Below are 25,933 nucleotides of genomic sequence, written 5' to 3' on the forward strand. Positions count from 1 at the left end.
TTGTCCCGATCAGCGTTTCCTGCATGGATCCAAAACCAACTCGCGCGATCCGCCAGGAGCTAGCCATCAAGGCCGCTCGACCCTTGCCACTTGGTAGGTGTGCATGGCGCCGTTGCGCTCGATCGACACGTACTCACCGGTCACGAACCGTTCGTCGCCGAGATGGAAGCCGATTTCGTCGTCGCGATCGCCTTCGGCGTAGTCGAAATACCACTGTCCGCCGGGCTTGCGCTTCAGCCGGCCGATCAGATCCTCCTCGCCTGTGCGAAACCGGCGAACACGGCAAGAGGCCCTGTGCGACTTCCATTCGTCGGCATCGATCCGGCCTTCGCCGGTCAATGGAGCGAGCACGTCATAACCTTCTTCGCGGTCGCCTTCCGGGTGGCCCTTTTCACGCGCGAGCAGCAGCCGGACATTGCGGAATTTCGGGGTGAGGTCCTTCAAACTGGTCATGGCGAACTCCTTTCACGGAGTTTCATAGAGCAGTGGCGGGACCTAGCCCTTGATCCGCATCAAAGAAGGCTCGAGAACAACACTTCTATCCAGGACCGAGCAACAGCAGGGCGCTGATACCCATGGTTGCGGCGATCAGGGTTATGACGGCCAGTGGCAACCAGAACCTGACCGGACCGGCAAATACTGCGAGCGACAGGCGGCCGATCGCGTTTGCTGCCAGCGCCGCGAGCACGGCCTGGCCCACGGTCTCGACGGACACGGAATGCTTGACCAGGCGCAGCGCGCCAAGCACCGAGACATCGACATCGAATGCGCCGGCCAGCGCCGAACTCGCCTGCAGACCGCGCCCACCGAATTGAGTAGCCAGACCGGCACTTGCGGTCGCGACGATGGCAAAGAACAGGGCGAAGAGCAGCAACGGACCCAGTTCGAATGGATTGCGCGCGCTAGCGCTGCCTTCGCCGTTCCCGCTGTCGCGAGTCATCAGCAATGTTCCGCAGACGGCGAAGGCGAGCGCCGCGGCAATCGCCGGAATGGCGACCGACGCGAGCACGCTTGGCTCGACGATCAGAACCACGGTGCAGACGCGGAGCACCGAAACCATTGCAGCCAGCGATGCCGCCCCGGCGAGCGGCAGCGGATTGCTTGCCGAGGTGGCATTGCGGGCAAGCGCCAAGGTCACGGCGGTGGAAGAGACGATCGCACCGGTGAGCGAACTCACCAGCAGACCACGCGTATTGCCCAGAATGCGAACAGCGACATAGCCGGCGAACGAAATCGAGGCCATCAGCACCGTCAGGAACCAGACCTCCCAGGGATTGAAACCGCCCCACGGGTCCATTGTCCGGTTTGGCAGCAGGGGCAAGACGATCGCCGTCATCACCGCCAGGATCAGCGCCGACCGGAGTTCAACCCACGTCAGTCGCTTCAAAAGACCGTGCAGGACCTCGCGGCTGGCCAGGATTGCCGCCAGTGCCGCCCCACCGGCCGCAGCAGCCCGATAATCGCCGGCGACGGAAAGCGCGCCAAGGGCAAAAACGCCCAGCCCCGCGATCACGCCCGTGACACTGAAATCCTCGTCATGGACTGCCTCGCGCGCCTTGTACCAGGCGAAGATTGCCGCAAAGGCGACGAAACCGCCGACCAGCACGGATACCGCGCTGAGTGCGTTGGCCAGGGCGGCGAGCACGCCGCCGAGCAGGCCGGATATGCCGAATGTCCGGATGCCGGCCGTGCGACTGCGTTCGGGCGCATCCCGCTCCTGCCAGCCACGCTCCAAGCCGACGAGAAGACCTATCGCAAGTGCCAGTCCAAGCCGGGCGATGAGGGGATCCATTGGCGCGGCGATTTCAGGCGGCGACCGTCGGCAGGTGGTCGCGAACCCACCTGACGATCTGGCCTGCCGTCATTGCGCCGGATGTGCGCGCGACTTCGTGCCGGCCATGGAACAGGATCATGGTCGGGATGCTGCGAATGCCGAGCCTGGCCGCAACAGCCTGCTCCTTGTCGGAGTTGAGTTTGATCAGGCGAACATGCGGCTCAAGTTCATTTGCTGCGGCTTCGTAAGCCGGCGCCATCATCTTGCAGGGGCCGCACCAAGGTGCCCAGATGTCGACAACAACGGGCAGGCTGCTGCGCGCGATCTGATTGTCGAAGATCGCGGCATCGACATCTTCGGGATGCCCCGAAAACAGCCGGTTCCCGCACTTTCCGCATTTCGCTTCCATGGCATTGCGGCCCGGTGGCAGGCGGTTGACCCCACCACATTTGCTGCAAACCACCAGATTCTGCTGTGCCATGGTCATCTACCGATTTTGCTCTCAACCACTATGCGCGCCACAGATGGCCATCGCCAAGGGTGCGCAGCGCGTTCAGGATGACCGCTACGTCAATCCCTTCCTGGAGCAGCGCTCCGGCAACCGGGGTGATCTGCCCCATGGCCGCCGCGATCATTGCCAGCCCCGACAGCGCCAGCCCGGCGATGATGCTTTGCAAGGCGATCGATCGCGTTCGCCGTGCAATCCGAACGGCATCGGCGACCGGCTGCAGCCTGTCGGTCAGCACGATGACATCAGCTGCCTCGGAGGAGGCGGTGGCACCACGTGCGCCCATGGCGATACCCACGGTGGCGGCCGCCAGGGCAGGGGCATCGTTGATGCCGTCGCCAACCATCATGGTCGGCGCCGAAGCTTTCTCGGCTTCGACCATCGCGACCTTTTCGGTAGGGGTCGCATCGGCGACAATGGCGTCGAGGTCGAGCCGGGCGGAGATGCGCTTGGCTGCCACGCCGTCGTCGCCTGTAAGCATAATCATGCGCGCAATGCCGGCGGAGCGCAGCTTGCCGAGTGCATCATGCGCATCGACACGCAGCGCGTCGCCGAACGTGAAGACCCCGGCAAGCCGGCCGCCGAGTGCCACAAAGACCCTGAGCACCGGCTCGTCCCGATATCTTTCCTCGCCGCTTTTCGCCCAGCCGGGCAGCGGCTTGTTGGCGAGCACGAGAGCCCGCGATCCCGCGGCGATCGACATTTTGCCGAACCGGCCCTTCAGGCCCGCACCGCGATGCTCGCGGACATCACGCGCATGCGAAAGCGTCAACTGCTTGCTACGCGCCGCCCGGATAATTGAGTCGGCGAGCACATGGTGCGAGGCCTGTTCCAAAGACGCGAGTAGCCGCAACAGATTGTCGGGGTCGCGACCGGTCGCCACTTCGATTTCGATGAGCTCAGCTCCGCCGATGGTCAAGGTTCCCGTTTTGTCGAAGATTGCGGTCCGGACCTGCGCAAGCGCCTCCAGAGCCGCGCTGCCTTTCATCAGGATGCCGGCACGGGCCGCGCGCGACACGCCGCCGATAAAGGCAACGGGTGCCGCGAGGATGAGCGGGCAAGGTGTCGCGACAACCAGCACGGCGAGCGCCCGGATCGGATCGCCGGAGATGTACCAGGCGGCACCGGAAACCAGCAAAGTGGCTGGCAGCAGGAACAGGGCGAAGCGGTCGGCCATGCGGATGAACGGGGATTTCGCCGTCTGCGCTGCAGCAACCATGCGAACGATCGCGGCATAGGTGCTCTGCTCTGCCAGGGCAGAAGCCTGCATGCTGAAGGTCTCCCCCGCATTGATGGTGCCGCTGCGCAGCATATCGCCGGCTGTCCGCCGTTCCGGCAGCGGTTCTCCGCTCACTGCGGACTCGTCGAGCGAGGCCGAAGCATCGAGCAGGATGCCGTCGACGGGAAGCAGTTCGCCGGCCCGGACCAAAAGCTCGTCGCCCACGGCAACGTCTTCGACGGAGATGGTCTCTGTCCCCAGCTTTGACGTTCGATGGGCGACACGCGGTGACCGGTCGGTCAATGCCTTGAGGTTGCGTTCCGCGCGGCCGCGGGCGAAATCCTCAAGCACCGTGCCGCCGGCATACATGATCGCCACCACTATTGCGGCCAGGGGTTGACCGAGCAGCAGAGCGGCGGACATCGACACCAAGGCAATCGCGTCGACACCGAAGCGGCCTATCCAGAAATCACGCAGAATGGAGATGGCGAGAGCCGCCACCACGGGCAAGGTCGCCACCGTCCAGATCATGTCGGCTTCAAAGGGGCCAAGCCCGGTTCGCCAGGCTCCTAAACCATAGGCGAGGCCCAGGATGGCGATGACCAGCAATGCGCGTCGTAGAGCAGACTCGTTCATCCGATGTCCCTCAACCCCTGATGGCCCCCTTGGCGCTAGAGTTCGCGGACCGTCTCCTCGAGCAGGCACCGCACATCGTTCGCGACCTGCGCAAGCTCTCGATTGCCGATAGCGCCCATCGAAGCGACCGGATCCACCGCTGCGACCTCCACCTTTCCCGGTCCGACCTCGGTGACGATGACATTGCAGGGCAGCATGGTTCCGATCTTGTCTTCGGACTGAAGCGCCCGCCATGCGAAATGCGGGTTGCACGCGCCCAGGATCACATAGGGCCTGAAATCGGCGCCAAGCTTGGCCTTCATGGTCTGCTGGACATCAATCGAGGTCAGAACGCCAAAGCCCTTGCTTGCGAGCTTGGCGGTCACGTGGTCGATTGCCGCTGTGAACGGCATGGCGACGATCTTGCTGAAATAGTAACTCATCCAACTCTCCAATCGTTGATCGCTACAGCTCGTCGCCACTTTGCGGGCGACCCCGCGCAAGAGCTAATCGCGATAACCGGAGAACGCTTTGATCCAACGCAACGAACGGGCAAGATCGACTGGCGATGATCGCCATGAACAGGAGACATTAGGGGTGACGATCCGAAATCTCGATCATGCGTTCGCTCCGAAGTCGGTTGCCGTGTTCGGGGCATCGGTGCGCGACGGGTCGGTCGGCCGTGTCGTCTTCGACAACATCGTCAATGGCGGCTTCGAAGGCGAGATCTGGCCGGTCAACCCGAAACATTCGCAGGTGGCTGGTCGACGCTGCTACGCGAAGGCGGCCGACCTGCCAGGCATTCCCGACCTCGGTGTCATCGTGACGCCGCCGGAGACGGTTCCCGGCATCGTGCGCGAGCTCGGCGACAAGGGCACGCGAGCGGCAGTCGTGATCACCGCCGGACTTACGCGCGAGAACGGCCTGCGTCAGGCCATGCTCGACGCCGCCAAGCCCAATCTTTTCCGCATCATCGGGCCGAACACGGTCGGGCTGATGATCCCGCCACTGAAGCTCAATGCCGGATTTGCACATATGGCCGCCGAGCCTGGCAACATCGCGCTGCTGTCGCAATCCGGCGCCATTGCCACGTCGCTGATCGACTGGGCGGCCGACAACAATGTCGGCTTCTCGCAAATCGTCTCCCTGGGTGACATGGCGGATGTCGACGTGGGAGATTGCATCGATATGCTGGCGGGCGACATGCACACGCGCGCCATCGTGATGTATCTCGAAACTATTCCCAATCCCCGCAAGTTCATCTCGGCCGCCCGTGCGGCGGCACGGGTCAAACCGGTGATCGCGATAAAATCCGGTCGGCACGAGCAATCGGCCAAGGCGGCAGCGACCCACACCGGCGCGCTGTCGGGGGCGGACCGTGTCGTCGATGCGGCATTGCTGCGCGCAGGCATCCTGCGCGTCAAAGGCCTGACCGAGCTGTTTGATGCCGCAGAGACGATCGCCCGCTTCGCTCCGCTCAAACGGGCCCGTGTCGGCATCGTCACCAATGGCGGCGGGGCAGGGGTATTGGCCATTGATCAGCTAATCGATGGGCAAGGGGAACTGGCCGCGCTGTCGCCCGCCACCATCGAACGCCTGAACGCCGTATTGCCGCCGACATGGTCGCACGCCAATCCGGTCGACATCATCGGTGACGCCCCGCCTGAGCGCTACAAGGTGGCCGTCGAAGCCGTGGCGGCAGACCCCGGAACGGACGTCGTCCTGGTGATGAATTGTCCAACGGGGCTGGGTTCGCCGCTTGCCGCGGCAAGCGCGGTTACGGAACTCGCAAGGGAAGGGATGATCGCCGGCAAACCGGTCCTGACCTGCTGGCTCGGGGAGCATACGGCGCGCCCCGGGCGGCAAATCCTTCAGGATGCCGGCATTGCCAGTTTCGAAACGCCGGCTGACGCGGCAATGGCCGTCGCCTACCTCAGCGATTGGTCGCGTGCCCAGCGGGCATTGATGCGCACACCGTCGAGCCGCAGCGAGGACGTCACGAGCGATCGGGAAGCCGTGCTCGCCATTTTCAGGGAGGTCGCGAGGGAGGGGCGGCGAATGCTGACCGAGCCCGAAGCCAAGGCAGCAATTTCCGCCTACGGCATCCCGGTGCCCGAGACGGTGGTCACCAGGTCGCCTGCCGAAGTGGAAGTGGCGGCCGGTCGGCTCCTCAAGACGTCCGAACGGATCGTCGTCAAGCTGCTGTCCAAGGCGATCTCGCACAAATCGGACATTGGCGGGGTGGTGCTCAACATCGCCGATGCCGCTGCTGCTGGAGCTGCAGCACGCGCAATCGAGGCGCGCGTGCGCAAGCACGCACCGCAAGCCGATGTTGAAGGCTGTGCCGTTCAGCCGATGGTGACGCGAAAACAGGCGCAGGAACTCATCCTCGGCATGAGCCGGGATCCGATCTTCGGACCGGCCATCCTGTTTGGAGCCGGTGGCGTCGCGGTCGAAGTTATGGACGATACAGCGATCGCCCTGCCACCGCTCGACGACGTTCTTGCAGGGGACCTGATCGCCCAGACGCGGATCGGCCGCCTGCTTGCCGGGTTTCGCGATCGCAAGCCGGCCGATCGGCAGTCGATCGTTGCTGCACTCAACGGCCTGTCGCAGATGATCGTCGACTTCCCGTGCCTGGTTGCGATGGACATCAATCCGCTGCTGGCCGACGCCGAGGGTGTGATTGCGCTCGACGCCCGCATCGAGATCGAGCCGGAACGGGTGGAAGAGGTCGGGCCGAACCCCGCACTTGCCATCAGGCCTTATCCATCGGGTTGGGAGAAGGCGTTTGCGGGAGGCGGCAAGCACTATCGTATCAGGCCGATCAAGCCGGCCGACATCGCGCTCTATCCCGAATTCCTTGCCAAAATTTCGCGCGATGATCTGCGCCTGCGTTTTCTGTCGCCGCGCAAAAGCTTCTGCGACCAGATGCTGAAGAGGCTCACCCAGCTCGACTATGACCGCAACATGGCCTTCGTAGCCCTGGAGACAAGCACTGGCGCATTGGCGGGCATCAGCCGACTTTCCTGCGATCCCGATCACCTTAGCGCCGAGTACGCCTTGCTGGTGCGTTCGGATCTGCAGGGGCACGGCCTGGGCTGGGAATTGCTCAGGCAGATTGTTGATTATGCAAAGGCCGATGGGATCGGCCGGATAGAAGGCATCGTGCTCAGCGAGAACACGAGGATGCTGGCCATGTGCCGCGAATTCGGCTTCTCGATCGCCCATCTTCCGGACGAGCCCGGCCTTGTCGAGGCTAGGCTCCAACTGCACTAAGGGCGATCATCTGCCGTACCTTTCATGAGGCCGTGCGCAGGGTGTCGGACGCATCGCTGTCGGAAAACCTTCTCAGCTCTGTGACTAAGTCGGCAAGCTTCCGATCGGCATTGATCCTGCGCCAGCTCGTTTGGGCGGCGTTTCGCTGCAATTGCCGCGAAAGGATATCTATGGTGGCGTCGGAAGGGCCGCCCTTGCGATCACTGACCCGTTGCCATAGAACAAGCGGGTCCGCTTCCAACCAGAACCCGGCGAAAGCCACACCCCTGACGCTTGCCGCCTTCTCGATACGGTCGCGATCGGCAGGCCTGTCAAATACGGCATCAGCGACAACCGAACCGCCCTCCGCAAGGATCAGGCCGGCCCGCCATGCCATGTCGCGATAGACACGGTCCGATACCTCCGGCCGATAAGCCTTGTCCGGCAGCCGCGTTTCGGCCGGCACCCCATGCATGGCCTTGCGGATGCGGTCGCTTTCCACAATGCGGGCGCCGGGCGGCGCACCGACATGGGCGGCGAGCGCCTCCGCAACGGTCGTCTTTCCGGAACCGCTGAGACCGCCGATGGCGACCAGCCGCGGCGATGTTTCCTGGAGCAAAGTCCGGGCAAGGGCGAAATAGGATCTGGCCTCGGCAATCAATTTCTCGGAATTGGCACTGCCTTCCTCGACCTGCGTTGCGATGACATGGGCGCGCACGGCAGCCCGCACGGCCATGAAAAAGGGCAGTAGGATGAAACCGTCTTCATCGTCGGCCTCGTCGAGATAGCGGTTCATCACGAGATTGGCGAGCTGGGGGAAGCCGCGATGCCAAAGGTCCATCAACAGGAAGGTAAGGTCGTACAGAACATCGATGCTGGCGATCTGGTCGTTGAATTCGATGCAATCGAAGAGGCGGGGCTCGCCGTCGAAAAGGCAGATGTTGCGCAGATGCAGATCGCCATGGCACCTGCGGACCTTGCCCGCGGCTTCCCGGCGGTCGAGCAATTCCGAATACCGGTGGAGGGTTGTGCGGAGGGCCTTGGCAAAGCTCGTGACCTCTGCTTTTGCGAAAACATGGCTGGTGGCAAAGCCGGCTTCATTGATGTCGAGCACACCGGCCAGATTGGATGAGCCGCTGCCATTGTGGATTGTCGGCGCGGAACGGTGGTAGCCCACGATCATGCGTGCGACCCTGGTCGTCAGCGCCGGCGTCAATTCTCCGGCGGTTGCCATCCGATCTAGGAGCTTCGACTGGTCGAAGCGGACCATCTCGATTGCCGCATCGACCATTTGGCCGGTGCCATCGAAAGCCAACTTGCCGTCGGCTTCCCGCGTGATGCGCCGCACCCCCAGATAAAGGCCGGGCGCGGTCTTCGAGTTGAGTTCCACCTCTTTCTCGCAGGCGGCCAGCCTGAGGGCCGGCGTCGAGAAATCGACATAGGGCAGCTTGACCGCCCGCTTCATCTTGTAGGCGCGTTGGCCAACCAGAAAGAGACGCGATATGTGGGTCTCAATATCCTCGACAGGCCCGGTCGCGCCATAGGAGGAAGGATCAAGCAGGAAAGCGGCTGTGGCTTGCTGGTCTTCAACGATCATGGCCGGCCTCCCTAATTTGTCCTGCGAAATTCGTTTCCGCGATCTGCGCTCATTGGTGCAATGTCTGGACATAACCTGCCAATTCATGGATGCGTTCCCTGGTGACGATTTCGCCGGCGTTCGGGCCGTATCTTTTCACGTCGGCAGGCAGGAACTGGCTGCCCCATACTGGCATGTCGCGCTCGCCATGCGCCGGCACCATGGCTCGGCCGTCGATCACGGCATAGACGCGCCAGTAAGGGAATTCGCCGCCATTGCGACTGGAGATGCGCGTCAGGTCGCTCGGACGCTTCAACAGTTCGTCGCCCAACGGTCCATCGCCCTTGCCGTCCGGGCCATGGCAGACGGCGCACGAGTTCATGTATTCGGACTTGCCGTCGCCGAGGTCCTGCGCACTGGCCGTATGGAAGGTCATGCCAGCGAGAGCCGCCGCGACCAGGAATCTCATCTGCGTTTTCCCTGATTATTTGGCTGAAGCCTACAGCCTTGGCAGGCCAGCACGTTGATGCGGATCAAATAGCCGCCACAGCCAAGACGTTTGATCCAGCGCAATGAACGCACCGGCTCCTGTCGGCTATGCCTCAGCAACGATTGAACCTTCACGCGAAATGAGGAGTTGCCGCCGTGTCCTTCAAGACATTGCTTACGGTTACCGGACCGAACCAGGGGGATGGCGATCTCAAGCTCGCCGCCTCTCTGTGCGAACAGATCGATGCCCACCTTTCGGTGCTCGTCCTTGAGCTTGCCGCACCGCCGTCGGGTGGTGAGTATGCTGCTATCGTCTCACCAGCCTGGCTCGAGGAGCGTCAGGCCGAGCTGAAAAGGCTCGAGAAACGAATATCGGCAGTCGGCGCCTTTCTTTCACAGACCCCGGTATCGGCTGATCTGAGCGACGACTATCCCGACACGGGATGGGCTGACGATGTCATCGGCAGGCGTGCCCGCTACGCCGATCTGACCATTCTGGGACCGGATCTGCTGGCAAGCCATGCGCTGAAGGATAAAGTGATCGAGGGCACGCTGTTCTCATCGGGAAAGCCCATTCTGCTTGTTCCCGAAGGCTCGCGCCCGACGCTGAAGCCGAAACGCATCCTGGTCGCGTGGGACGCGCGCCTTGAGTCCTCGCGCGCCGTCCGCGAGTCGCTCGATATGCTGAAGGGCGCGGTAGAGGTGCACCTCGTTATGGTCGACCCGATCGAGGACGAGTTCCATCACGGCGCGGAACCCGGAGCCGATGCCGCCGCCTATCTTGCCCGGCACGGCGTGAAAGTTACGGTCGAGCGCCTGCCGAGCGCGAACCATTCGGTCGCCGACGTACTGCGCCAACATGCCGGCGATGTTGCGGCCGAATTGATGGTCATGGGCGCCTATGGTCACTCCCGGCTGCGCGAGCGGATTTTTGGTGGGGTCACCAAGTCAATGCTTGAGGGTCAATCGCTGCCGGTCTTGATGGCGCGATAGCAATTCAACAGAAAATGGGGCCGGTGCAGATTGCGCCGGCCCTCTTCAATTCTCGCAAGACCTAACGGGGCGACTACTCGCTCGCTTCTCGTCCGGACACCTGTTCGACGAGAATCCGGAAGAAAACGTGCGGAGCACTGTCGGTTGTGGGAGGCATGACGGGCTTGAGCGCGCCAGGTTCCCACCAGTCGGTATGTTTGCTCAACAGCGACCATGCATGATCGCGTTCGAGCTTGTGGCCAATTCGATCCGGCAACTCTTCGTACCGGCCGTCGGCAACGACGCTTCTCCATCCTCGCCCCTGGCCATGCTCGTCAACCTGGACGGACACCAGCGGATTGGCCCGCATCCATTCGATCTTCTTTCCCGGCATGGAAAACGCGTAAAGATGAGCATCCGAATGGGCGTAGTAGAAGGGCACGACGTAGGGCTGCCCGTCCTTTGCGCATGCCAGGCGGCCAACCCGATTGGCAGTCAGTATTTTCGTGCATTCCAAAGCAGAAAGGGTTCGGACCAGCATGGCGTGATCTCCTATTTCTCTCGGTTGTTCCGTGGCATTGTTTTCGTGGCGACTTTCGAACCGGCTGCGTGTTGCCCACTTAGGTGTTGCCTGTCCGTTTGCGACCGGCCAGCCTCGCCCATGGCAGCGACGACATCACTGTCCGAGAGCTGAGGAAACCGCATGTAATGGTAGCTCAGGGCACGAAACTGTCCTGGTTGACTTAGGCAAACCACACGATCTGCTTCGCATGCCAGTTCAGCGACCGTCTCTTGCGGCGAAACAGGAACTGCCACGATGATTTCCCTTGGCGAACGGCGCTTTATGGCGCGGATCGCGATTTTCATGGTCGTACCGGTCGCGGCCCCGTCATCCACGATGATCGCGGTCTTTCCCGCGATCGAGATCGGTTTGGTCTTCCCTCGATAGGCAGCACGCCGGCGTTCGAGTTCTGGACGCTCATTTGCAATCAAGACGCGTAGCTCGCCTTCATCGAGCGCATAGGCCTCGACGATCTCCCGGTTCAACACGACCTCCCCGGGGTCGCCGTCGACGATTGCTGCAACAGCCAGCTCAGGATTGCCTGGGGCGCCGACCTTGCGGACGATCAGCAGGTCAAGAGGAGCGTTGAGAGCTCTGGCCACCTCCACTGCGACAGGCACGCCGCCACGCGGCAATGCCAGTACGATTGGCTGCTGCAGTTGAAGCCTGTTCAGTTCCAGGCCAAGCTTCACCCCAGCGTCTTCCCGGTCGCGGAACATCGGTCAATCCACCGGCCACAGTTTTCGCAGCGACTTCTTCATCGAGTTTCTGATCTGTACGATCTCACCATGCGAAATGTGACGGTCGAGAAGCTTGAACACGGCACCGATCGCGACATCGAAATCGATCTCCTCATCGTAGCCGAAACTGTTTCTGACGCTGATAATGAAGTCGCGCTTCGTGCGCTCATGCGCAGGCACCGATGGATTCCAGCCCTCGAAATAGATGCCGCGGACCAAAACAGGCAGTTGCGCCGAGAGATCGGCCATTTCCGCTGGCGACAGCCAATCCCGCACCGTGTGCAGAACGGACCGCAGAAGGCGGCACGCGCTCGGCTCGCTCCAGCAGAGGTCCTTGGCGAGTTCCTTGACCCACTGTTGCGCCTGCTGGCCAGCGTGCGTGAAGTCAGCGAAAGACGTGTGGGAAATATGGCCCATGGCGATGCTCCTGGAAGATTTGAACTTCATTCTCAGGCATCGAAAAGCTTTAAGCATTGAGCAGGATCAAATTGCTCTGGGCAAAGGAGACGAAGACCGTTTGGGCAGGCGGCGGGTTTCAGCCGCCGGATTTCTGAACCAGTAGCGGAACAATCCGATCGCTCTTCGCGACAGCGGGCCGGCCAGCGGAGCCGTAGGGAATGCCGAGCGCGTCCCATGTCTCGACCAGCGCGTCCTGCAGCTCGGCGATCAGCTGATCCGAATGGAACGGCGTCGGCGTGATGCGCAGCCGCTCGGTGCCGCGCGGCACGGTCGGATAGTTGATCGGCTGTATGTGGATGCCGTGCACGCCGAGCAGGCGGTCGCTGGCCATCTTGCAGGCCTCCGGGTCGCCGACCAGCAGCGGCACGATATGGGTCGGCGAGTCCATCACCGGCAGGCCGGCGGCCGACAGGATCTGCTTGGTTCTCCCGGCCTGCTGCTGCTGGGCGTCACGCTCAGCCTGCGAGCGCTTCAAATGGCGGATCGAGGTGGTGGCCGCCGCGGCGATCGCCGGCGGCAATGCCGTGGTGAAGATGAAGCCCGGCGCGTAGGAGCGCACTGCGTCGATCACGGCACTGGTGCCGGTGATGTAGCCGCCCAGCGTGCCGAATGCCTTGGCCAGCGTGCCTTCGATGATGTCGATGCGGTCGGCCAGGCCTTCGCGCTCGGTGATGCCGCCGCCGCGCGGCCCGTACATGCCCACGGCATGGACCTCGTCGATATAGGTCATCGCGTTGTAGCGCTCGGCGAGCTCTACGATCTCTCTGATCGGCGCGATGTCGCCATCCATCGAATAGACGCTTTCGAAGACGATCAGCTTGGCGCGTTCGCGGCCCGCCGCCTGCAGCAGGCTTTCGAGATGCGCGACGTCGTTGTGGCGAAAGATCTTCTTTTCGGCGCCGGAACGCCGCACGCCTTCGATCATCGAGGCGTGGTTCAATTCGTCCGAGATGATCAGGCAGTAGGGCAAAAGCTTCGCGATGGTCGAGATCGAGGCTTCGTTGGAGACGAAGCCGGAGGTGAAGACCAGTGCCGCCTCCTTGTCATGCAGGTCGGCAAGCTCCACTTCAAGCTCGACCAGCGGGTTGCTGGTGCCGGAAATGTTGCGGGTGCCGCCGGCGCCCGAACCCATTTTGCCTGCGGTATTCTGAAACGCGGCGATGACGTCGGGATGCTGGCCCATGCCAAGATAGTCGTTGGAGCACCAGACGGTGATTTCCTCGGCACGGCCATTGGAACGCCAGATGGCGCGCGGGAACTTGCCCGCGATGCGCTCCAGGTCGGCGAAGACGCGGTAGCGACGCTCGGCATGGAGCTGGTCGATCGCTTCCTCGAAGAACCGCTGATAGTTCATGTCGACGTTCCTTTGCCTGTTAAGCAATCGCTGGTGCGGCCGCACCCCCGCTGCGTGGAATTGACCAACGGCGCAATTGCGGTTCGGCGGCCCTTACCAAGTCTTGTTGCCAGCATGACATATCGCTCTGCACCCGCCCGCGTTTGCTCGCGGTTTTTTGCCCCGCACGTCATCGGCTACGCTCAACTTGGCAAGGGTGGACGTAGCCCTTTGCGGGAAAGGCCGACCTTGATTCATGTCAATATCGTGGTGCCTGAGATGTCTTTTTGCTCAGTTCGATATGAACCGATGCAACGATCCGCTGCCCAGCACAGAACGCGCTACGCCGCCAAAGGTCATTTCCCTAACGCGGCTGTGCCCATACCCTCCCAGAACAATCAGATCAGCCGCAATTTCGTGCCCAATCCGCAGGAGCAGGTCCGCCGGCTCGGAGCCGCGCGCATCCAAAACTTCCGATCGCGCCTTCACGCCGTGGCGTGCCAGGAAGCGCTCGACGTCCGCAACATCGTCCCGAGGCGCGGTGTTTCCCCGGTCCACGGAGACGACCACAACATTCCTGGCCTCGATCAGAAGGGGCATTGCGTCGACGACAGCGCGGCGCGCTTCCCGCGTGTCGTTCCATGCTATCAGGATGCTTTCAGCCCTGATCGGTGCAATGTTTTCCGAGGCCACGAGTATCGGGCGGCCGGCTGCAAGAATGAGACTTGCCGAATCCAGCATGCGATGATGGTCGACGATCAGGTCAACCGTTGGCGAGCCAGTTAGGATCAGGTCGGCGGCACGCGCATTGAGTGCGAGCTGGCGAGTGGGATTTCCTATTTCTCCTCGCCACGAGGCACGGTTGCTGCCGTTGACTGTGCTCAGGAATTCCTCTCTCAAGCAGTTGAGGCGGCCCTCAATCTCCTCCACCTGACACCACAACGCCTTGGTCGCCGCCTGGTCATCGGTGCCGGTTGGCAGGACAAAATGCGGCTCGGCCGCACAGAAGCCGATCAGATCGGCATCATGTCGTTGCGCAAGATCCCAGGCCATGGAGATGCGTGGCGCGGCGATGGTGTCCACGTCCAGTTGAACCATGATCGTTTTGAAAGCCATCGCTGCAGCCTCTTTTGCGTTGAAGCGAGCTAGCCACGAAGAGCGGGCAACGACCTTGATGCGTGTCAAACGCGGGAACGATATCGGTGGCGCCCGATAGCACCTGTTGATCCGGATCAACGACCTGGCGACGAATAGCGTTAGCGTCGTATGGCGAACACTTTTGTTTGCACCCTCACAATGGAGTACCGATCATGCAGATTCATCCCCAACCGTCGCAATTCGGCATGCAACTATTGCCGATGGTGGAGAATGGCCAGAAGGTCGTCCTCGCTGCGACGTCTCTTCAGGCGCATGCTTTCAAGGCAATGATGCGCTATCACATCGAAACGCTGGGGTTTCTGAAACATCGCTACGAGCAGGATGTTAAGCTGGCCGGTGACCTGCTCGACGGCGCTGAGTTCAACGACGCCTTCGACATCTTCTCCACTTTCCTGCAGAATGCGACATTGGAATACACAACCGAAGCCGGCAAGGTCGCGGGCCTGACCTCCAAGCTCGCGTCGGAAACGGCTAAGCGCGTGCGCAAGGAGGCCAAAACCGCAATCGAGGACGCAGCGGCGAAGACAGTCGCGTAGATCGAAAGGCGGAGGCCTGCAACCATGAGCAGCTATATGGGCAACGGGCGTCGCCGGCGGCGGTTTCGATGGGTTTGCGCACCTGCGGCGTTGCTGCTTGGATTCGTGCCTGCACAGGCCAACAGCTTGACGGAACGCGGCCAGGCATTGGTTGAGTTCAATTGCGCCCGCTGCCACGCCATTGGAAAAACCGATCAAAGCACCCATCCCGACGCGCCGGCGTTTCGCACCTTATCGAAGCGCTATCCGATCACGGATCTCGAGGAAGCCCTCGCCGAGGGCATTTCGACCGGCCATCCGGACATGCCCGAATGGGTTGCAAGCCCTGACCAGATCGAGGCGATAATCGCCTACATCAGCGGCTTGCAGCAGCCGTGATCGGGCCATGGGCGCAACGGTCGACCGAACCAGACGGTTCGCTGCGCGATGGGAGTTAATGCAAGCCGCACTGTAGAATGCAATCGACCCTCGCAGCCGATCGCGGGCCATCAGAGCAACTCCAGACTGAGCTAGGGCAACATCCGGTCAGCGGCACGGAAGAACGACCGCGCGTGTGCCACAATCTGGGCCTCCGTAGGATGATCCGCCGTTTCAACACCGACGATGCGATCCTTCAAGTGCGCATGGTGGTCACGGATGTGCTTGGCCAGTTCATCTTTTGCCAATCCTGGTCCCACGATCAGCCATTCCTTGGCTGGCTGCAGGGCGTTGACCACATCGTGGTAGAAGGCGTCGTCTTCGGGCGCTCGCTTGCCGTCGATGCTGCCTGCCTTGTTGTGGGTCTGATGATGCGCCAGCGTGGTGACAAGCCTCACGCTTTCGGCTGTCTCACGGTTGAAGAAAAACACCTTGGCTTCGCGATGGTCGAGCCAAGCGACGGCATGTTGGGTCTGCATGTCTATAGGTCCTTGAGTGATTGTTGATGAGCGCAATCGTCGCGGTGAGGCGTCGAATGGTTCACGCAGATTGGAACTCCAGCGTTGCCAGGATCGAGCCGGGTTCGATGACGGCATTTGCTGTGGCGACAATCGTCGCGCGGCCACTTGCGGGCGCGACAATCTCGTGAAGCGCGTCTTCGACGCGAATTTCGGCTATTCGCTCGCCGGCCTTGATCGTGTCGCCGCTGGCAATGAACCAACGCTCCAGGATGCCCTCGGGCAACATGCTGGACGCCCATAGCGCTTCGTCGACCTTGATGTAGTGCATGGCAATCTCCTTCTGCTTCGAATGATAGGCGCTTCGCCAAACTGGGCCTTGATCACGATCAAACAGCTGCGAGGATGCCAGCATGCAGACAGCGGCCGGCTGTTTTGCAACTCGCACAATGGCCGGGCTGGCATGGCCGGTCGCCAAGCGGCGCGCGCTTACCCCCTACACAACCAAATGATTGGACCTCGTCCGCTCGCAACGACCGACGCGCATACTTGCCCACAATCGCATCGCGCAATTTCAGAAATGATCCAGGTCAAAGCGCGCCGCGCTGTTTCCGTCAAAGCTAAGACAATGTGGAACTCTATCCTAAGCGCACCGTATGGTCGCGACCTCGAACTCGCCGTCGTCGACGAGGAGGGGACGCATGCGCTCGTATTTCCGTGCGTAAGGAGTCGAGAAGGCTGGAAGAACGCCACCACCGGTGCCCGTGTTGACATCCGGCCGACCCACTGGCGCGATTGGAAGCCGGAGCAGGCCCAAGCCAGAACTGGCAACCCTCTCGAAGGGTCTCCCTAGGGTCTGGATTCCACGATCAACGCCATGCGCACAAGATGTGACAGGCTGCCCGCGCCCATTTTGCTCATGACATTGGCCCGGTGGATTTCGACCGTACGCGGGCTGATTCCCAGATCGTAGGCGATGGTCTTGTTCGGCAGACCCGACACAAGCCCGTCCAGCACCTGCCGCTCGCGTTCCGACAAGGTCGCCAGACGCGTGCGGATGTCCGAAGACTGGGGATGCGCCGCGTTTGCCTGGTTCCGGTTGGCCAGCGCGGAGCGGATCGCGCCAATCAGCATCTCGTCGTCGAACGGCTTTTCGATGAAATCGGAAGCGCCTTCCTTCATTGCCTGCACGGCGAGCGCCACGTCGGCATGGCCAGTCATCACGATGACCGGAATTGTATGTCCGCCTGCTCTGAGCTGTCGCAGAAACTCTATGCCATCTATGCCCGGCATGCGGACGTCGGTGACGATGCAGCCGTCGGGACTGCTCGTCGCCGTCGACAGAAATGCTGTGGCCGATTCGTGCAGGCGTACAGCGAAGTCTGCTGTGGCCAGAAGAAAACCGAGCGACTTGCGAACGTCGACGTCGTCGTCGACCACGTGCACCAGATCACTGTCGGCCATTTGTGACCTCTTCTTTCTCTACGATGCGCAAGGTGAACCGGAACGCGGTTCCACCGGCCGGCACCGCCTCGGCCCATATGTGACCGCTATGCGATTCAACGATGGTGCGGCAAATGGAAAGGCCGACACCCATGCCTTGCTTCTTGGTGGTCACAAATGGCTGGAAAAGTTGCGCCGAGACCTCCGGCGCGAGACCTGGGCCTGTATCGATCACGCTTACCTCGGCCATCCCATCATCCCGGGCAATAGTCGTGACTTTCAATTCGCGTCGTGCTGCATCCTGCATGGCCTCAACCGCGTTGCGCATCAGGTTGAGCAGAACCTGCTGAATCTGGATGCGATCGGTCAAGACCAGTTCGGCGGCAGGATCAAGCTTGTAGCTGACGAGAAGATTCATCTCCCGCGCACCGACCAAGGCCAGGGATGCAGCTTCCTCGATCAGCAAGGGCAGTCGTTCGACCTGGCGCTCGCTTTCGCCCCTGGCAACAAAATCCCTCAGATGACGAATGACGTCTCCCGCCCGCAGGGCCTGCTCAGCTGCCTTTTCCACGGCATCCCGCAGCATGGGCGCGTTCTCTTCCGTGCTCTTTTCAAGCAGCCGACGACTGCCCTTGAGGTAATTCGTGATGGCGGTGAGCGGCTGGTTGATCTCGTGGGCAAGTGTCGAGGCCATTTCGCCGAGCGCGGTAAACCGCGCCATGTGGAGGAGCTCCTGCTGCTGCTCCTGGATTCTAGCTTCTGCCCGGTGGCGTTCGGTCAGGTCGCGGCAGAAGCCAGTAAAGAAGCGTCCGGTTCCTGGATGCATCTCGCCGACGGAAAGCTCCATAGGGAAGGTCGTGCCATCCTTGCGTGCCCCGGTAACGGTGCGGCCGAGCCCGATTATCCGGCGCTCGCCCGTCGTCAGGTAACGAAGCAGATAGGCGTCGTGCTCATCGCGGTAGGGCGCGGGCATCAACATTTTCACGTTTTGACCGATGACTTCACCTGACTGGTAGCCGAACAGCGTTTCTGCCGCAGTGCTGAAGGATTGAATCCCGCCCTGTTCGTCGATGACGACCATTGCGTCTGGCACCGTTGCTAGGATCGATCGCAGGTGATCTTCACGCAACAGAAGAGCTGCGTTTGCAAAGGAGAGTTCGCTGACATCCGTGCCTTCAATGAAGATCGCAGTGATACGGCCATCGTCGGCCTTGACCGGCTGATAGACGAAATCAAGGATGCGCTCTTCGACCGGCCCGTCGGCCTTGTTGCGAAGGCCAACCTTCACCCCGTGGCCGATATAGGGCTCGCCCGTCGTGTGAACATGGTCCAGATGTTCGAGAAATTCATGCCCTTCGAGCTCGGGAAAGGCCTCCCGCACTGACTTTCCAATCACTTGCCTGTTGCCGATCAATCGCTGGTAGGCGGCATTGGTCAGCACGAAGACATGGTCTGGCTCGCGTATCAGGGCCATGAATCCCGGAGCCTTATCGAACATTTGCGACAACAGGGATTTCAGCGTCGTCCCGCCGGGCGACAAACTGAGCGCTTCGTCTTTGATCACCTGAAGTTCCTGGGTTCGAGACGGTGGTACAACGGGTACCTATCATTTCTCGCGGCACACGCAAAACGGATCGAGACGACGGTTTCGGACACAGATCCAGTTGGCGGGCGCAATTGGCGGGCCCTTTGACCCGCATCAAGGCACCGGGCGCCGGCGAATGCAATTGATCACGCATTCAATGGTTTCAGCGAAAGGCACCCGCAATGTCCTACAAGTCAATCATCGTGAACCTCGCCATCGATGCGGCTCCTGCACCCATTGTGCAGGTGGGGATCGAACTTGCCGAAAGATTTGGAGCCCATCTAGTTGGCCTGGCGGCAGCGGATGTCCCGCCACTGGTCGCGACCGGCGACGGCATGGTCTACGAAGGCGAGATCATGCAGATCCAGCGAACGGAAATCGAAAAGCGGCTTGCGGAATTGCGTGCCGAGTTCGAGAGGCTGGTGCCAACTTCGATTACAAGCGAATGGGGACAAGCGGTCTGCAGTCCGACCCGGTTCCTCAGCGTTTCGGCCAGGGCGGCCGACCTCATCGTCACCGGCGGCGGGGATGGAGACAACGTCTTTCGCGCTGTTGATATTGGCAGCCTTGCACTCGGCACCGGGCGGCCGGTTCTGGTCACCGCAGGCAATATGGAGCATATCCGCGCAAAAACCGTGCTTGTTGCCTGGAAGGACACCAGGGAGGCACGGCGGGCGATAGCCGATGCACTGCCTTTTCTGGCCAAGGCGAACGAGGTCATCGTAGCCACGATTGACACCAACCGTGACGAGAGCATTCGTGACAGCCTCGACGATGTCGCCGTGTTCCTTGGACACCATGGCATCAAGGCGCGAACCGAGCTGATCGCCGGCGAGGCTGATGGCGACCGCCTGCTGACGTTCGCACGCTCGATCCATGCGGACTTGATCGTTTCGGGCGCCTATGGCCATAGCCGCTTGCGGGAATGGGCGTTTGGCGGCGTCACCCGCACGCTCATCGAAGAGAGCGGCATCAACCGCTTCATGTCGTATTGATGACCAGCGAAGCTGACCAGCAATCCGTGGCACCGGACGGCGCCGCTTATTGGTCGATCGAGACCGATGACCTTCTGCGGAGCCTCGAGACGTCGCCATCGGGGCTTGCAGCTTCGGAGGCCGCATCAAGGCTCGCAAAATTCGGTCGAAACACACCGGCGTTGAAGTCAAGCGCATCGGCCCTGATCGTGTTTGCCCGCCAGTTCCGCAGCCCGCTGGTCCTGATCCTCATTTTCGCAGCCAGCGTGTCGGCTTTCGTCGGAGAGGGCCAGGAGGCTGCAATCATCGGCGCGATCGTGCTGGCAAGCTGCGTCCTGAGTTTCACCCAGGAGTATGGCGCGTCGCGGGCGACCGAGGCGCTGAAACAGCGCATTTCGCGCAAGGCGATAGTGTTGCGCGATGGCGTAGAGTGCTCGATTGCTGCCGAAGATATCGTGCCGGGCGACTTGATCCGGCTTTCGGCAGGAAACCTCATTCCTGCGGACGGCATCATTCTGGACGCGCGCGATTTCAATGTCAGTGAGGCTGTGCTGACCGGTGAAACCTTTCCCGTCGTGAAGGCACCGGGGCGGTCGCCGCCAGAGGCTTCGCTTGCGCAGCGCACCAATGCGGTCTTCACGGGCACTTCGGTTCGTAGCGGTACGGCAACCGTGCTTGCCGCGGCGACAGGCTCCCGCACCGAATTCGCATCGATCGCCGCAGCCCTCGAGCGGAAAATTCCGGAAACGGGCTTTGCCCGGGGGATAAGACAGTTCGGCTACCTGATGACCGAGATCATGCTGGCGATTGTCATCCTGGTATTCTTTGCCAATTTGATGCTGCACCGACCGCTGATTGAATCGCTGCTGTTTTCGCTGGCACTGGCGGTTGGCCTCACGCCGGAACTGCTTCCGGCGATCATTAGTGTGACGCTGGCGCGAGGGGCTCGCGCCATGGCGGCCAACGGCGTGATCGTGCGCCGCCCCGATGCCATCGAAAACCTGGGCAGCATGGACCTGCTGTGCACCGACAAGACCGGCACGCTGACGGAAGGCGTGATCCACCTCGACGGTTGGCTCGATGTCGATGGCAATGCGTCGGCCGACATACTGCTTTGGGCCCGTCTCAACGCGACCCTGCAGACCGGATTGAAGAACCCGCTGGACGAAGCGATCGCCGCTGCGCCGGGCGAGGGAGGGTCATTGGCTGCCTTCACGAAGGTCGATGAGATCCCCTACGATTTCATCCGCAAGCGTCTATCCGTAATTGTGCGGAGCACCGAAGACCTTCTGATTACCAAAGGCGCGGTTCAAAATGTCCTCGAAATCTGCTCCTTCGTCCACACAGCCAAGGGGTTGGAACCCCTCGATGCAACGCACCGTGCGGCGATCGACGACAAATTCCGGCGCTGGAGCGCGGAAGGCTACCGCGTGCTGGGCGTGGCGATCCGTCGATTTGAGAGCCGGAAAACGTTGAGCAGGACTGATGAAATCCATCTCGCCTTCGCGGGCTTCCTGCTTTTCCTCGACCCGCCCAAGAAAGGCGTCAAGGAGACGCTTGCCGATCTCGCCCACCGCGGCATCGCGGTAAAGGTCATTTCGGGCGACAATCGCTACGTTGCCGCGCACCTTGCCCAGGCGGTCGGCCTACGCGCCGACAGGATCATGACCGGCGAGGCGCTTTCGAAATTGACCAAGAGCGCGCTCTTTGCAGGCGTTCAGCACACTGACCTCTTCGTTGAAATCGATCCCAACCAGAAGGAGCGCATCGTTCAGGCCTTGCGGAGCAGGGGGCATGTGGTTGGTTATCTCGGCGATGGCATCAATGATGCGCCGGCTCTCCATGAGGCAGATATTGGCATCTCGGTCGACACCGCTGTCGATGTCGCGCGCGAGGCCGCCGACATTATCCTTCTCAAGCAGGATCTGGGTGTGCTCGTGCGCGGCGTCGACGACGGCCGCAAGACATTCGCCAACACCATGAAGTATATCTCCATCACCACCAGCGCCAATTTCGGCAACATGATCAGCATGGCAATTGCCTCGCTTTTCCTGCCTTTCCTGCCGCTTCTGGCAGCGCAGATCCTGCTCAACAATTTCCTTTCCGACGTGCCTTCTCTGGCGATCGCGAGCGACAATGTGGATCCAGACCAGCTGCGCCGGCCGCGCCACTGGGACATCCGTTTTGTACGGCGGTTCATGATCAGCTTTGGCCTGGTCAGCTCGCTGTTCGATTTCGCGACGTTCGCGTTCCTGCTGTTCGTCGCTCACGCCACGGCGGCTGCCTTCCAGACCGGCTGGTTTGTCGAATCGTTGCTGACAGAGCTTGCGATCGTGCTCATTGTGCGCACACACAAAGCTTTCTGGGCAAGCCGTCCGAGCCCGTTGCTTGCCTGGCTTACGTTGGCTGTCGGGGTTGTTGCGATCATGATCCCCTATCTGCCGTTTGCTGCCTGGTTCGGCTTCGTGCCCTTGCCACTGCCCGTGCTTGCCGGGCTTGTCGCTATCACCGCGCTTTATCTCCTGGCCTCGGAGGCGACCAAGCGTTGGTTCTTTGGACGGGAGAGCCGCCAGTCGCAGCGGATGATCGATAGAGTCTCCAAACCTCATGCGGCCTACTCGAGGTTATAGACCGGTGCGGGAGGCTTGAGGCGATGATGAAAAGAAGCGCGGGGATTCTGCCCTATCGCAGATCAAGCAATGGGCTGCAGGTGCTGCTCGTCCATCCCGGCGGCCCTTTCTGGCAAAGCCGCGATCTTGGCAGTTGGTCCATCGCCAAGGGCGAGTATGACGACAGCGAGCTGCCAGAAGCCGCGGCGCGGCGCGAATTCCAGGAAGAGACAGGTTGGGAGCCAAAGGGAGCCCTGCTCAATCTGGGAGAGTTGCGCCAGCGAAAGAGCAAAATCATCACTGCTTTCGCGCTGGAACGCGATTTCGATACCGCCACGTTGCGCAGCAACATGTTTGAGATGGAATGGCCACGACGCAGCGGCCGCATGCAGTCATTTCCCGAGGTGGATCGCAGTGCATGGCTGGATCTGGACCTGGCCCGGGCAAAACTGCTTGCCGGTCAACGGCCCTTTCTAGACCGCTTTGTCGCTTCGGTTTTGCGCCACACAGCCTGTTGATCGAGATCAACGCCACCTGCCGCCAACATGGCAATGATGGCGAGTAGGCAGGAGTGATCAATATGAGCTTTCTCGATTACCTGATTTCGGTTGACGCCAGAACGGCTCTGATGGGTCGCATGATGCGGACGGTCGGCGTCGACAGACATTTGAAGGTCGTGGCAGACCATGCGGCAGTCACCAATCGGGCAGTGAACCGCTGCCGTGCCTGCGGCCATCAGGACGAATGCATGACCTGGCTCGACGAACATCAGCAAGCCGAGAACCCGCCAGACTATTGCCGTAACAGCGACCTGATCGCAAGACTGCAGCACGTAGCCGACCAACGGTAGTGCATCGAGCAGATCAGCCTTGAGGACGTTATGACTTCGGTGGACGATCTGTTCTTTCCAGAAGCATCTTTGCTCTTTGTTGCACCAGGGCCCACGAACGCTCTTTGATGGCGGGGTCGGTCAAACGAGCGAATGCGATCAAACTTTTAGCCGCTCAGGCATGCGGATACGGGATCGCATCCGCATGCTGGTTTTCGCTGCGTCCCGTTGTGTCGCCCGATGCCATTCAGATACTGAGGCTGGCTGCAGCCGGATGGCTGGTCATTCTTGGCCTGCGTCTGATGGCAAGCGCCGGTCCAACGTTTCTAAAGCGGCGACGCCATTTCTGTTGCGGCGACCAGTGCCCTGAACCCGAAGGCCTTTATATTGCCTGGCTATCGTGCCGATGAACATCGAACCGCGCGCCCTGGGGATCCTCTGGGTTGCGCTCCTGGTGATGACGGCTGCCACCGGATCGGTTTGGCTTTTGCTAGGTCGGCGCTTCAGTGGAAGCAAAAGAATGGCAGAGAGAGTTACCGGCGCGGCGCTTGTTGCATTCGCCCTGCTGCTCCTTCGGCCACTGATCCTTCTGGTCGCGATATGAACGCGGCGAAGCGTAAGCGCGAACCTGTTTCGCTGCCGAGCTATCCTCCGACGCAAGTTCAAGCTCTCTGGGCACAGCGGCTCGCGACACCACCCGGCGTTGGTCGGCCAGCACTAAGAAACCAGGAGGACGGACACGGGATCCGCGCAGAAGAGACCATCCTCGACCGCTTTGACGCCGCCGACGTTTTCGGCCGCAACAATTGCCGCCTGGCGCTCACGTTCGTCGAAGATGGCACCGCTCAGTTTCACCACCCCGTTTTTCACCGTCACGTTGATCAGGTCCTTGCCGGCCCATTTCTTTGTCGCCAGCTCGGTCGTGATGTTCTGCCGAATCTCTTCGTCATCGATGGCTGAAGGCGTTGCATCTGGAAGGACGTTCAGCAATGCCCGCAGAAGATCAGAGCGGGTGATGATGCCGACGACTTTCCCGGCGTCGACAACTGGAACGCGTTTGACATGGTGACACGTCATGAGCTCGACGACCTCGGCGAGCGATGCGGTAGGCGGTGCCGTGACGACATCTTGCGACATCACCTCCTCGATCCGTCGCCCGTTGGCGTGGACATATTCATCGGCGGTCTTTCCGGGACTGACGAGAAACTCCAGCCAGCGCGAGCGCTAGCGCTGCGTGCCCAGTTCCGCGCGACGCAGGAAATCGCCCTCGCTGACGATACCGACCAGGGTGCCGTCGCCGCGAACGACGGGAAAGCCGCTGATCTTGTTGGAGAGCATCAACCCTGCCGCCTCGGCGATCGATGCGGACGGGTCGATGCCGACGACTGGTTTGCTCATTACGGCTGCGGCTTGCATGTTCGCTCTCCGGAGTTTCTCCAAACCTCCGGCTTCTTAGGCTTCACATGCCCGAAGCGCCTTGATCTGAATCATTTTGCCATCGAGGCAAATGGTTCAAAGGTTGGCTCGCAAGTGACGGGCGCGTTTCCGTTAGCCAGCGATCGCGGTCTTGGCGACGTTCACGCCAAGTTCATAGACAAGCAGTCCACCATAATAGGCCGTCGCGGTGACCAGAATTGCTCCGCAAATTTCGATCAAAGGGATGGCAATCGTTACAGCCCGAAACTCGCGATTCCGGGCCCAAAGTGCGAGCCTCACAAGGCCCCAGATCAGGAAGGCAAAGGCAGTGATACCTCCCAGGCTCTCGTGGATTTCTGCGATATCGCTGCTGAAGCCGGCCGCTTCGGCGTGATCGAGGGCAAGACCGCCGAAGAACCAGGTCCCAATGGCAAACACTCCGGCAGCCAGGGCCACGAAGGTTGAGATCGTGCCGGCGCCCGATTTCCTGGTGACGGCGCTACCGCCGGCCAGCGCCACAAGGTCGATAGCCGCAAGCGTGTAGATCAGAACGATAGGAAAATGAACAAGAATGGGGTGGATGTGCTGAATGGGAACCACGAAAACTCTCCAGAAATTGGTAGGGGACTTTGGACAATTGCCGGCCTTGCGGCGAGCCTTGGCCGACGACAGTTGCGCGCGTTATGCACTGTCGCGGGCCACGCGCTGCGAACGAGAGATCTAGTCGTTTTCGTCGGCCTCATCGCCCCGCCGGTCGTCACACGCATCGTCATCACCCTTGATGGCTTTCGGGGTGGTGGCGTCCTGCATCGGGATGGCCTGCAGGTCGATCGGGCCGGATGGGTCAACGGACGATTGCGCCCCACATGATCCTTCGTCCGATTCGGCGGCCGCCGGCAGGGCAAAGGTTGTGAGGCCTGCAAGTGCTGCAAGGACAAGCATGGAATTGCGCATGGTCTGGTATCCTTCTCGGCGCGGCCATGATTGGACGCGATGATGCCTG

29 protein-coding genes are annotated in these 25,933 nt (G+C 61.3%); 9 read left to right on the plus strand and 20 right to left on the minus strand.

The window, feature by feature from the left end; all coding sequences use genetic code 11:
- Positions 1–66: 66 nt before the first annotated feature.
- The 5 genes from FJ428_RS15490 to FJ428_RS15510 all read right to left on the minus strand — a co-directional run bounded on the left by FJ428_RS15490 (position 67) and on the right by FJ428_RS15510 (position 4,559).
- On the minus strand, positions 67–453 hold the full coding sequence (locus FJ428_RS15490) for a hypothetical protein (protein ID WP_140879661.1): 387 nt from the start codon (positions 451–453) through the stop codon (positions 67–69).
- Positions 454–538: 85 nt separating this feature from the next.
- Positions 539–1,792, minus strand: coding sequence for an MgtC/SapB family protein (locus FJ428_RS15495; RefSeq protein WP_140879662.1), 1,254 nt, complete (start codon positions 1,790–1,792; stop codon positions 539–541).
- 13 nt (positions 1,793–1,805) lie between these two features.
- A complete protein-coding gene (gene trxC, locus FJ428_RS15500) occupies positions 1,806–2,255 on the minus strand; it encodes a thioredoxin TrxC (protein WP_140879663.1) in 450 nt (149 codons plus the stop codon).
- A 28-nt stretch (positions 2,256–2,283) separates the two neighbouring features.
- Complete coding sequence (locus FJ428_RS15505; protein WP_140879664.1) at positions 2,284–4,137, minus strand: heavy metal translocating P-type ATPase; 1,854 nt, start codon at positions 4,135–4,137, stop codon at positions 2,284–2,286.
- Between the two features lie 35 nt (positions 4,138–4,172).
- Positions 4,173–4,559 carry a DUF302 domain-containing protein gene (locus FJ428_RS15510; RefSeq protein WP_128369055.1) on the minus strand — a complete coding sequence of 129 codons (387 nt, stop codon included), beginning with the start codon at positions 4,557–4,559 and terminating at the stop codon, positions 4,173–4,175.
- 154 nt (positions 4,560–4,713) lie between these two features.
- Between FJ428_RS15510 and FJ428_RS15515 the strand changes: the two genes are divergently transcribed.
- Positions 4,714–7,395, plus strand: a complete 2,682-nt coding sequence (locus FJ428_RS15515) for a bifunctional acetate--CoA ligase family protein/GNAT family N-acetyltransferase (RefSeq protein WP_140879665.1) — start codon at positions 4,714–4,716, stop codon at positions 7,393–7,395.
- 22 nt (positions 7,396–7,417) lie between these two features.
- On the opposite strand, the gene FJ428_RS15520 is transcribed toward FJ428_RS15515, so the two are convergent.
- Together FJ428_RS15520 and FJ428_RS15525 are read right to left on the minus strand one after the other, a co-directional pair.
- Positions 7,418–8,971 carry a bifunctional aminoglycoside phosphotransferase/ATP-binding protein gene (locus tag FJ428_RS15520; RefSeq protein ID WP_140879666.1) on the minus strand — a complete coding sequence of 518 codons (1,554 nt, stop codon included), beginning with the start codon at positions 8,969–8,971 and terminating at the stop codon, positions 7,418–7,420.
- 49 nt (positions 8,972–9,020) lie between these two features.
- A complete protein-coding gene (locus FJ428_RS15525; protein ID WP_140879667.1) occupies positions 9,021–9,419 on the minus strand; it encodes a cytochrome c in 399 nt (132 codons plus the stop codon).
- Between the two features lie 176 nt (positions 9,420–9,595).
- Between FJ428_RS15525 and FJ428_RS15530 the strand changes: the two genes are divergently transcribed.
- Entirely contained in the window at positions 9,596–10,432 is an 837-nt protein-coding gene (locus FJ428_RS15530) for a universal stress protein (protein WP_140879668.1), read from the plus strand.
- A gap of 73 nt (positions 10,433–10,505) precedes the next feature.
- Here the strand turns inward: FJ428_RS15530 and FJ428_RS15535 are convergent, their stop codons facing one another.
- From FJ428_RS15535 to FJ428_RS15545, 3 genes are read right to left on the minus strand one after another with little or no spacing between them, the layout of a single operon-like run.
- Entirely contained in the window at positions 10,506–10,952 is a 447-nt protein-coding gene (locus tag FJ428_RS15535; protein WP_140879669.1) for a pyridoxamine 5'-phosphate oxidase family protein, read from the minus strand.
- 11 nt (positions 10,953–10,963) lie between these two features.
- Positions 10,964–11,692, minus strand: a complete 729-nt coding sequence (locus FJ428_RS15540) for a phosphoribosyltransferase (protein WP_140561912.1) — start codon at positions 11,690–11,692, stop codon at positions 10,964–10,966.
- Positions 11,693–11,695: 3 nt separating this feature from the next.
- On the minus strand, positions 11,696–12,130 hold the full coding sequence (locus tag FJ428_RS15545) for a DUF2267 domain-containing protein (RefSeq protein ID WP_140879670.1): 435 nt from the start codon (positions 12,128–12,130) through the stop codon (positions 11,696–11,698).
- Here FJ428_RS15545 and FJ428_RS30280 point away from each other — a divergent pair.
- Positions 12,129–12,275, plus strand: a complete 147-nt coding sequence (locus FJ428_RS30280) for a hypothetical protein (protein ID WP_181167305.1) — start codon at positions 12,129–12,131, stop codon at positions 12,273–12,275. The two genes, FJ428_RS15545 and FJ428_RS30280, sit on opposite strands and share 2 nt — an antisense overlap.
- Here FJ428_RS30280 and hemA read toward each other — a convergent pair.
- Together hemA and FJ428_RS15555 are read right to left on the minus strand one after the other, a co-directional pair.
- Positions 12,249–13,526, minus strand: coding sequence for a 5-aminolevulinate synthase (gene hemA / locus FJ428_RS15550; protein ID WP_140879671.1), 1,278 nt, complete (start codon positions 13,524–13,526; stop codon positions 12,249–12,251). The two genes, FJ428_RS30280 and hemA, sit on opposite strands and share 27 nt — an antisense overlap.
- Positions 13,527–13,796: 270 nt before the next feature.
- Positions 13,797–14,621 carry a universal stress protein gene (locus FJ428_RS15555; protein WP_140879672.1) on the minus strand — a complete coding sequence of 275 codons (825 nt, stop codon included), beginning with the start codon at positions 14,619–14,621 and terminating at the stop codon, positions 13,797–13,799.
- A gap of 194 nt (positions 14,622–14,815) precedes the next feature.
- Between FJ428_RS15555 and FJ428_RS15560 the strand changes: the two genes are divergently transcribed.
- A complete protein-coding gene (locus FJ428_RS15560; protein WP_140879673.1) occupies positions 14,816–15,199 on the plus strand; it encodes a phasin family protein in 384 nt (127 codons plus the stop codon).
- 24 nt (positions 15,200–15,223) lie between these two features.
- The gene (locus FJ428_RS15565) at positions 15,224–15,577 is read left to right on the plus strand and encodes a cytochrome c (RefSeq protein ID WP_140879674.1); all 354 of its coding nucleotides are present in this window, start codon (positions 15,224–15,226) and stop codon (positions 15,575–15,577) included.
- Positions 15,578–15,708: 131 nt separating this feature from the next.
- On the opposite strand, the gene FJ428_RS15570 is transcribed toward FJ428_RS15565, so the two are convergent.
- From FJ428_RS15570 to FJ428_RS15590, 4 genes are all read right to left on the minus strand, one after another.
- Positions 15,709–16,095, minus strand: coding sequence for a translational machinery protein (locus FJ428_RS15570; protein ID WP_140879675.1), 387 nt, complete (start codon positions 16,093–16,095; stop codon positions 15,709–15,711).
- A gap of 61 nt (positions 16,096–16,156) precedes the next feature.
- Positions 16,157–16,405: a lipoyl domain-containing protein gene (locus FJ428_RS15575; protein WP_140879823.1), complete on the minus strand. Its 249-nt coding sequence runs from the start codon at positions 16,403–16,405 to the stop codon at positions 16,157–16,159.
- 518 nt (positions 16,406–16,923) lie between these two features.
- A complete protein-coding gene (fixJ, locus tag FJ428_RS15585; protein WP_140879676.1) occupies positions 16,924–17,538 on the minus strand; it encodes a response regulator FixJ in 615 nt (204 codons plus the stop codon).
- Positions 17,525–19,081 carry a PAS domain-containing sensor histidine kinase gene (locus tag FJ428_RS15590; protein ID WP_140879677.1) on the minus strand — a complete coding sequence of 519 codons (1,557 nt, stop codon included), beginning with the start codon at positions 19,079–19,081 and terminating at the stop codon, positions 17,525–17,527. The genes fixJ and FJ428_RS15590 overlap by 14 nt, the downstream gene beginning before the upstream one ends.
- A gap of 203 nt (positions 19,082–19,284) precedes the next feature.
- Here FJ428_RS15590 and FJ428_RS15595 point away from each other — a divergent pair, with 203 nt between their 5' ends.
- The 4 genes from FJ428_RS15595 (at position 19,285) to FJ428_RS15610 (ending at position 23,535) form a co-directional block, all read left to right on the plus strand.
- Positions 19,285–20,097: a universal stress protein gene (locus tag FJ428_RS15595; RefSeq protein WP_140561927.1), complete on the plus strand. Its 813-nt coding sequence runs from the start codon at positions 19,285–19,287 to the stop codon at positions 20,095–20,097.
- Positions 20,097–22,706 carry a magnesium-translocating P-type ATPase gene (gene mgtA, locus FJ428_RS15600; RefSeq protein ID WP_224518959.1) on the plus strand — a complete coding sequence of 870 codons (2,610 nt, stop codon included), beginning with the start codon at positions 20,097–20,099 and terminating at the stop codon, positions 22,704–22,706. The genes FJ428_RS15595 and mgtA overlap by 1 nt, the downstream gene beginning before the upstream one ends.
- Positions 22,707–22,729: 23 nt before the next feature.
- Positions 22,730–23,203: an NUDIX domain-containing protein gene (locus FJ428_RS15605; protein ID WP_140879679.1), complete on the plus strand. Its 474-nt coding sequence runs from the start codon at positions 22,730–22,732 to the stop codon at positions 23,201–23,203.
- A 62-nt stretch (positions 23,204–23,265) separates the two neighbouring features.
- Positions 23,266–23,535: a DUF6455 family protein gene (locus FJ428_RS15610; RefSeq protein WP_140879680.1), complete on the plus strand. Its 270-nt coding sequence runs from the start codon at positions 23,266–23,268 to the stop codon at positions 23,533–23,535.
- A gap of 696 nt (positions 23,536–24,231) precedes the next feature.
- Here FJ428_RS15610 and FJ428_RS30935 read toward each other — a convergent pair.
- The 4 genes from FJ428_RS30935 to FJ428_RS15625 all read right to left on the minus strand — a co-directional run bounded on the left by FJ428_RS30935 (position 24,232) and on the right by FJ428_RS15625 (position 25,884).
- The gene (locus FJ428_RS30935) at positions 24,232–24,651 is read right to left on the minus strand and encodes a CBS domain-containing protein (RefSeq protein ID WP_318012471.1); all 420 of its coding nucleotides are present in this window, start codon (positions 24,649–24,651) and stop codon (positions 24,232–24,234) included.
- Positions 24,652–24,738: 87 nt separating this feature from the next.
- Positions 24,739–24,930 (minus strand): CBS domain-containing protein, encoded by a 192-nt coding sequence (locus tag FJ428_RS30940; protein WP_318012472.1) that lies wholly within the window; start codon positions 24,928–24,930, stop codon positions 24,739–24,741.
- Between the two features lie 132 nt (positions 24,931–25,062).
- Positions 25,063–25,530 (minus strand): DUF2231 domain-containing protein, encoded by a 468-nt coding sequence (locus tag FJ428_RS15620; RefSeq protein ID WP_224518960.1) that lies wholly within the window; start codon positions 25,528–25,530, stop codon positions 25,063–25,065.
- A gap of 120 nt (positions 25,531–25,650) precedes the next feature.
- Positions 25,651–25,884, minus strand: a complete 234-nt coding sequence (locus FJ428_RS15625; RefSeq protein WP_140879682.1) for a hypothetical protein — start codon at positions 25,882–25,884, stop codon at positions 25,651–25,653.
- Positions 25,885–25,933 lie beyond the last annotated feature (49 nt).

It is taken from the genome of Mesorhizobium sp. B2-8-1 (genome assembly GCF_006440955.1).
In the GTDB taxonomy this organism is placed as follows: Bacteria; Pseudomonadota; Alphaproteobacteria; order Rhizobiales; family Rhizobiaceae; genus Mesorhizobium.

Bases quoted from the DNA above. Each gene is read 5' to 3' on its own strand.
- FJ428_RS15490 (WP_140879661.1), bottom strand. From the start codon at position 453: ATGACCAGTTTGAAGGACCTCACCCCGAAATTCCGCAATGTCCGGCTG.
- FJ428_RS15495 (WP_140879662.1), bottom strand. From the start codon at position 1,792: ATGGATCCCCTCATCGCCCGGCTTGGACTGGCACTTGCGATAGGTCTT.
- trxC (WP_140879663.1), bottom strand. From the start codon at position 2,255: ATGGCACAGCAGAATCTGGTGGTTTGCAGCAAATGTGGTGGGGTCAAC.
- FJ428_RS15505 (WP_140879664.1), bottom strand. From the start codon at position 4,137: ATGAACGAGTCTGCTCTACGACGCGCATTGCTGGTCATCGCCATCCTG.
- FJ428_RS15510 (WP_128369055.1), bottom strand. From the start codon at position 4,559: ATGAGTTACTATTTCAGCAAGATCGTCGCCATGCCGTTCACAGCGGCA.
- FJ428_RS15520 (WP_140879666.1), bottom strand. From the start codon at position 8,971: ATGATCGTTGAAGACCAGCAAGCCACAGCCGCTTTCCTGCTTGATCCT.
- FJ428_RS15525 (WP_140879667.1), bottom strand. From the start codon at position 9,419: ATGAGATTCCTGGTCGCGGCGGCTCTCGCTGGCATGACCTTCCATACG.
- FJ428_RS15535 (WP_140879669.1), bottom strand. From the start codon at position 10,952: ATGCTGGTCCGAACCCTTTCTGCTTTGGAATGCACGAAAATACTGACT.
- FJ428_RS15540 (WP_140561912.1), bottom strand. From the start codon at position 11,692: ATGTTCCGCGACCGGGAAGACGCTGGGGTGAAGCTTGGCCTGGAACTG.
- FJ428_RS30280 (WP_181167305.1), top strand. From the start codon at position 12,129: ATGGCGATGCTCCTGGAAGATTTGAACTTCATTCTCAGGCATCGAAAA.
- FJ428_RS15545 (WP_140879670.1), bottom strand. From the start codon at position 12,130: ATGGGCCATATTTCCCACACGTCTTTCGCTGACTTCACGCACGCTGGC.
- hemA (WP_140879671.1), bottom strand. From the start codon at position 13,526: ATGAACTATCAGCGGTTCTTCGAGGAAGCGATCGACCAGCTCCATGCC.
- FJ428_RS15555 (WP_140879672.1), bottom strand. From the start codon at position 14,621: ATGGCTTTCAAAACGATCATGGTTCAACTGGACGTGGACACCATCGCC.
- FJ428_RS15560 (WP_140879673.1), top strand. From the start codon at position 14,816: ATGCAGATTCATCCCCAACCGTCGCAATTCGGCATGCAACTATTGCCG.
- FJ428_RS15565 (WP_140879674.1), top strand. From the start codon at position 15,224: ATGAGCAGCTATATGGGCAACGGGCGTCGCCGGCGGCGGTTTCGATGG.
- FJ428_RS15570 (WP_140879675.1), bottom strand. From the start codon at position 16,095: ATGCAGACCCAACATGCCGTCGCTTGGCTCGACCATCGCGAAGCCAAG.
- FJ428_RS15575 (WP_140879823.1), bottom strand. From the start codon at position 16,405: ATGCACTACATCAAGGTCGACGAAGCGCTATGGGCGTCCAGCATGTTG.
- fixJ (WP_140879676.1), bottom strand. From the start codon at position 17,538: ATGGCCGACAGTGATCTGGTGCACGTGGTCGACGACGACGTCGACGTT.
- FJ428_RS15595 (WP_140561927.1), top strand. From the start codon at position 19,285: ATGTCCTACAAGTCAATCATCGTGAACCTCGCCATCGATGCGGCTCCT.
- mgtA (WP_224518959.1), top strand. From the start codon at position 20,097: ATGACCAGCGAAGCTGACCAGCAATCCGTGGCACCGGACGGCGCCGCT.
- FJ428_RS15605 (WP_140879679.1), top strand. From the start codon at position 22,730: ATGATGAAAAGAAGCGCGGGGATTCTGCCCTATCGCAGATCAAGCAAT.
- FJ428_RS15610 (WP_140879680.1), top strand. From the start codon at position 23,266: ATGAGCTTTCTCGATTACCTGATTTCGGTTGACGCCAGAACGGCTCTG.
- FJ428_RS30935 (WP_318012471.1), bottom strand. From the start codon at position 24,651: ATGTCGCAAGATGTCGTCACGGCACCGCCTACCGCATCGCTCGCCGAG.
- FJ428_RS30940 (WP_318012472.1), bottom strand. From the start codon at position 24,930: ATGCAAGCCGCAGCCGTAATGAGCAAACCAGTCGTCGGCATCGACCCG.
- FJ428_RS15625 (WP_140879682.1), bottom strand. From the start codon at position 25,884: ATGCGCAATTCCATGCTTGTCCTTGCAGCACTTGCAGGCCTCACAACC.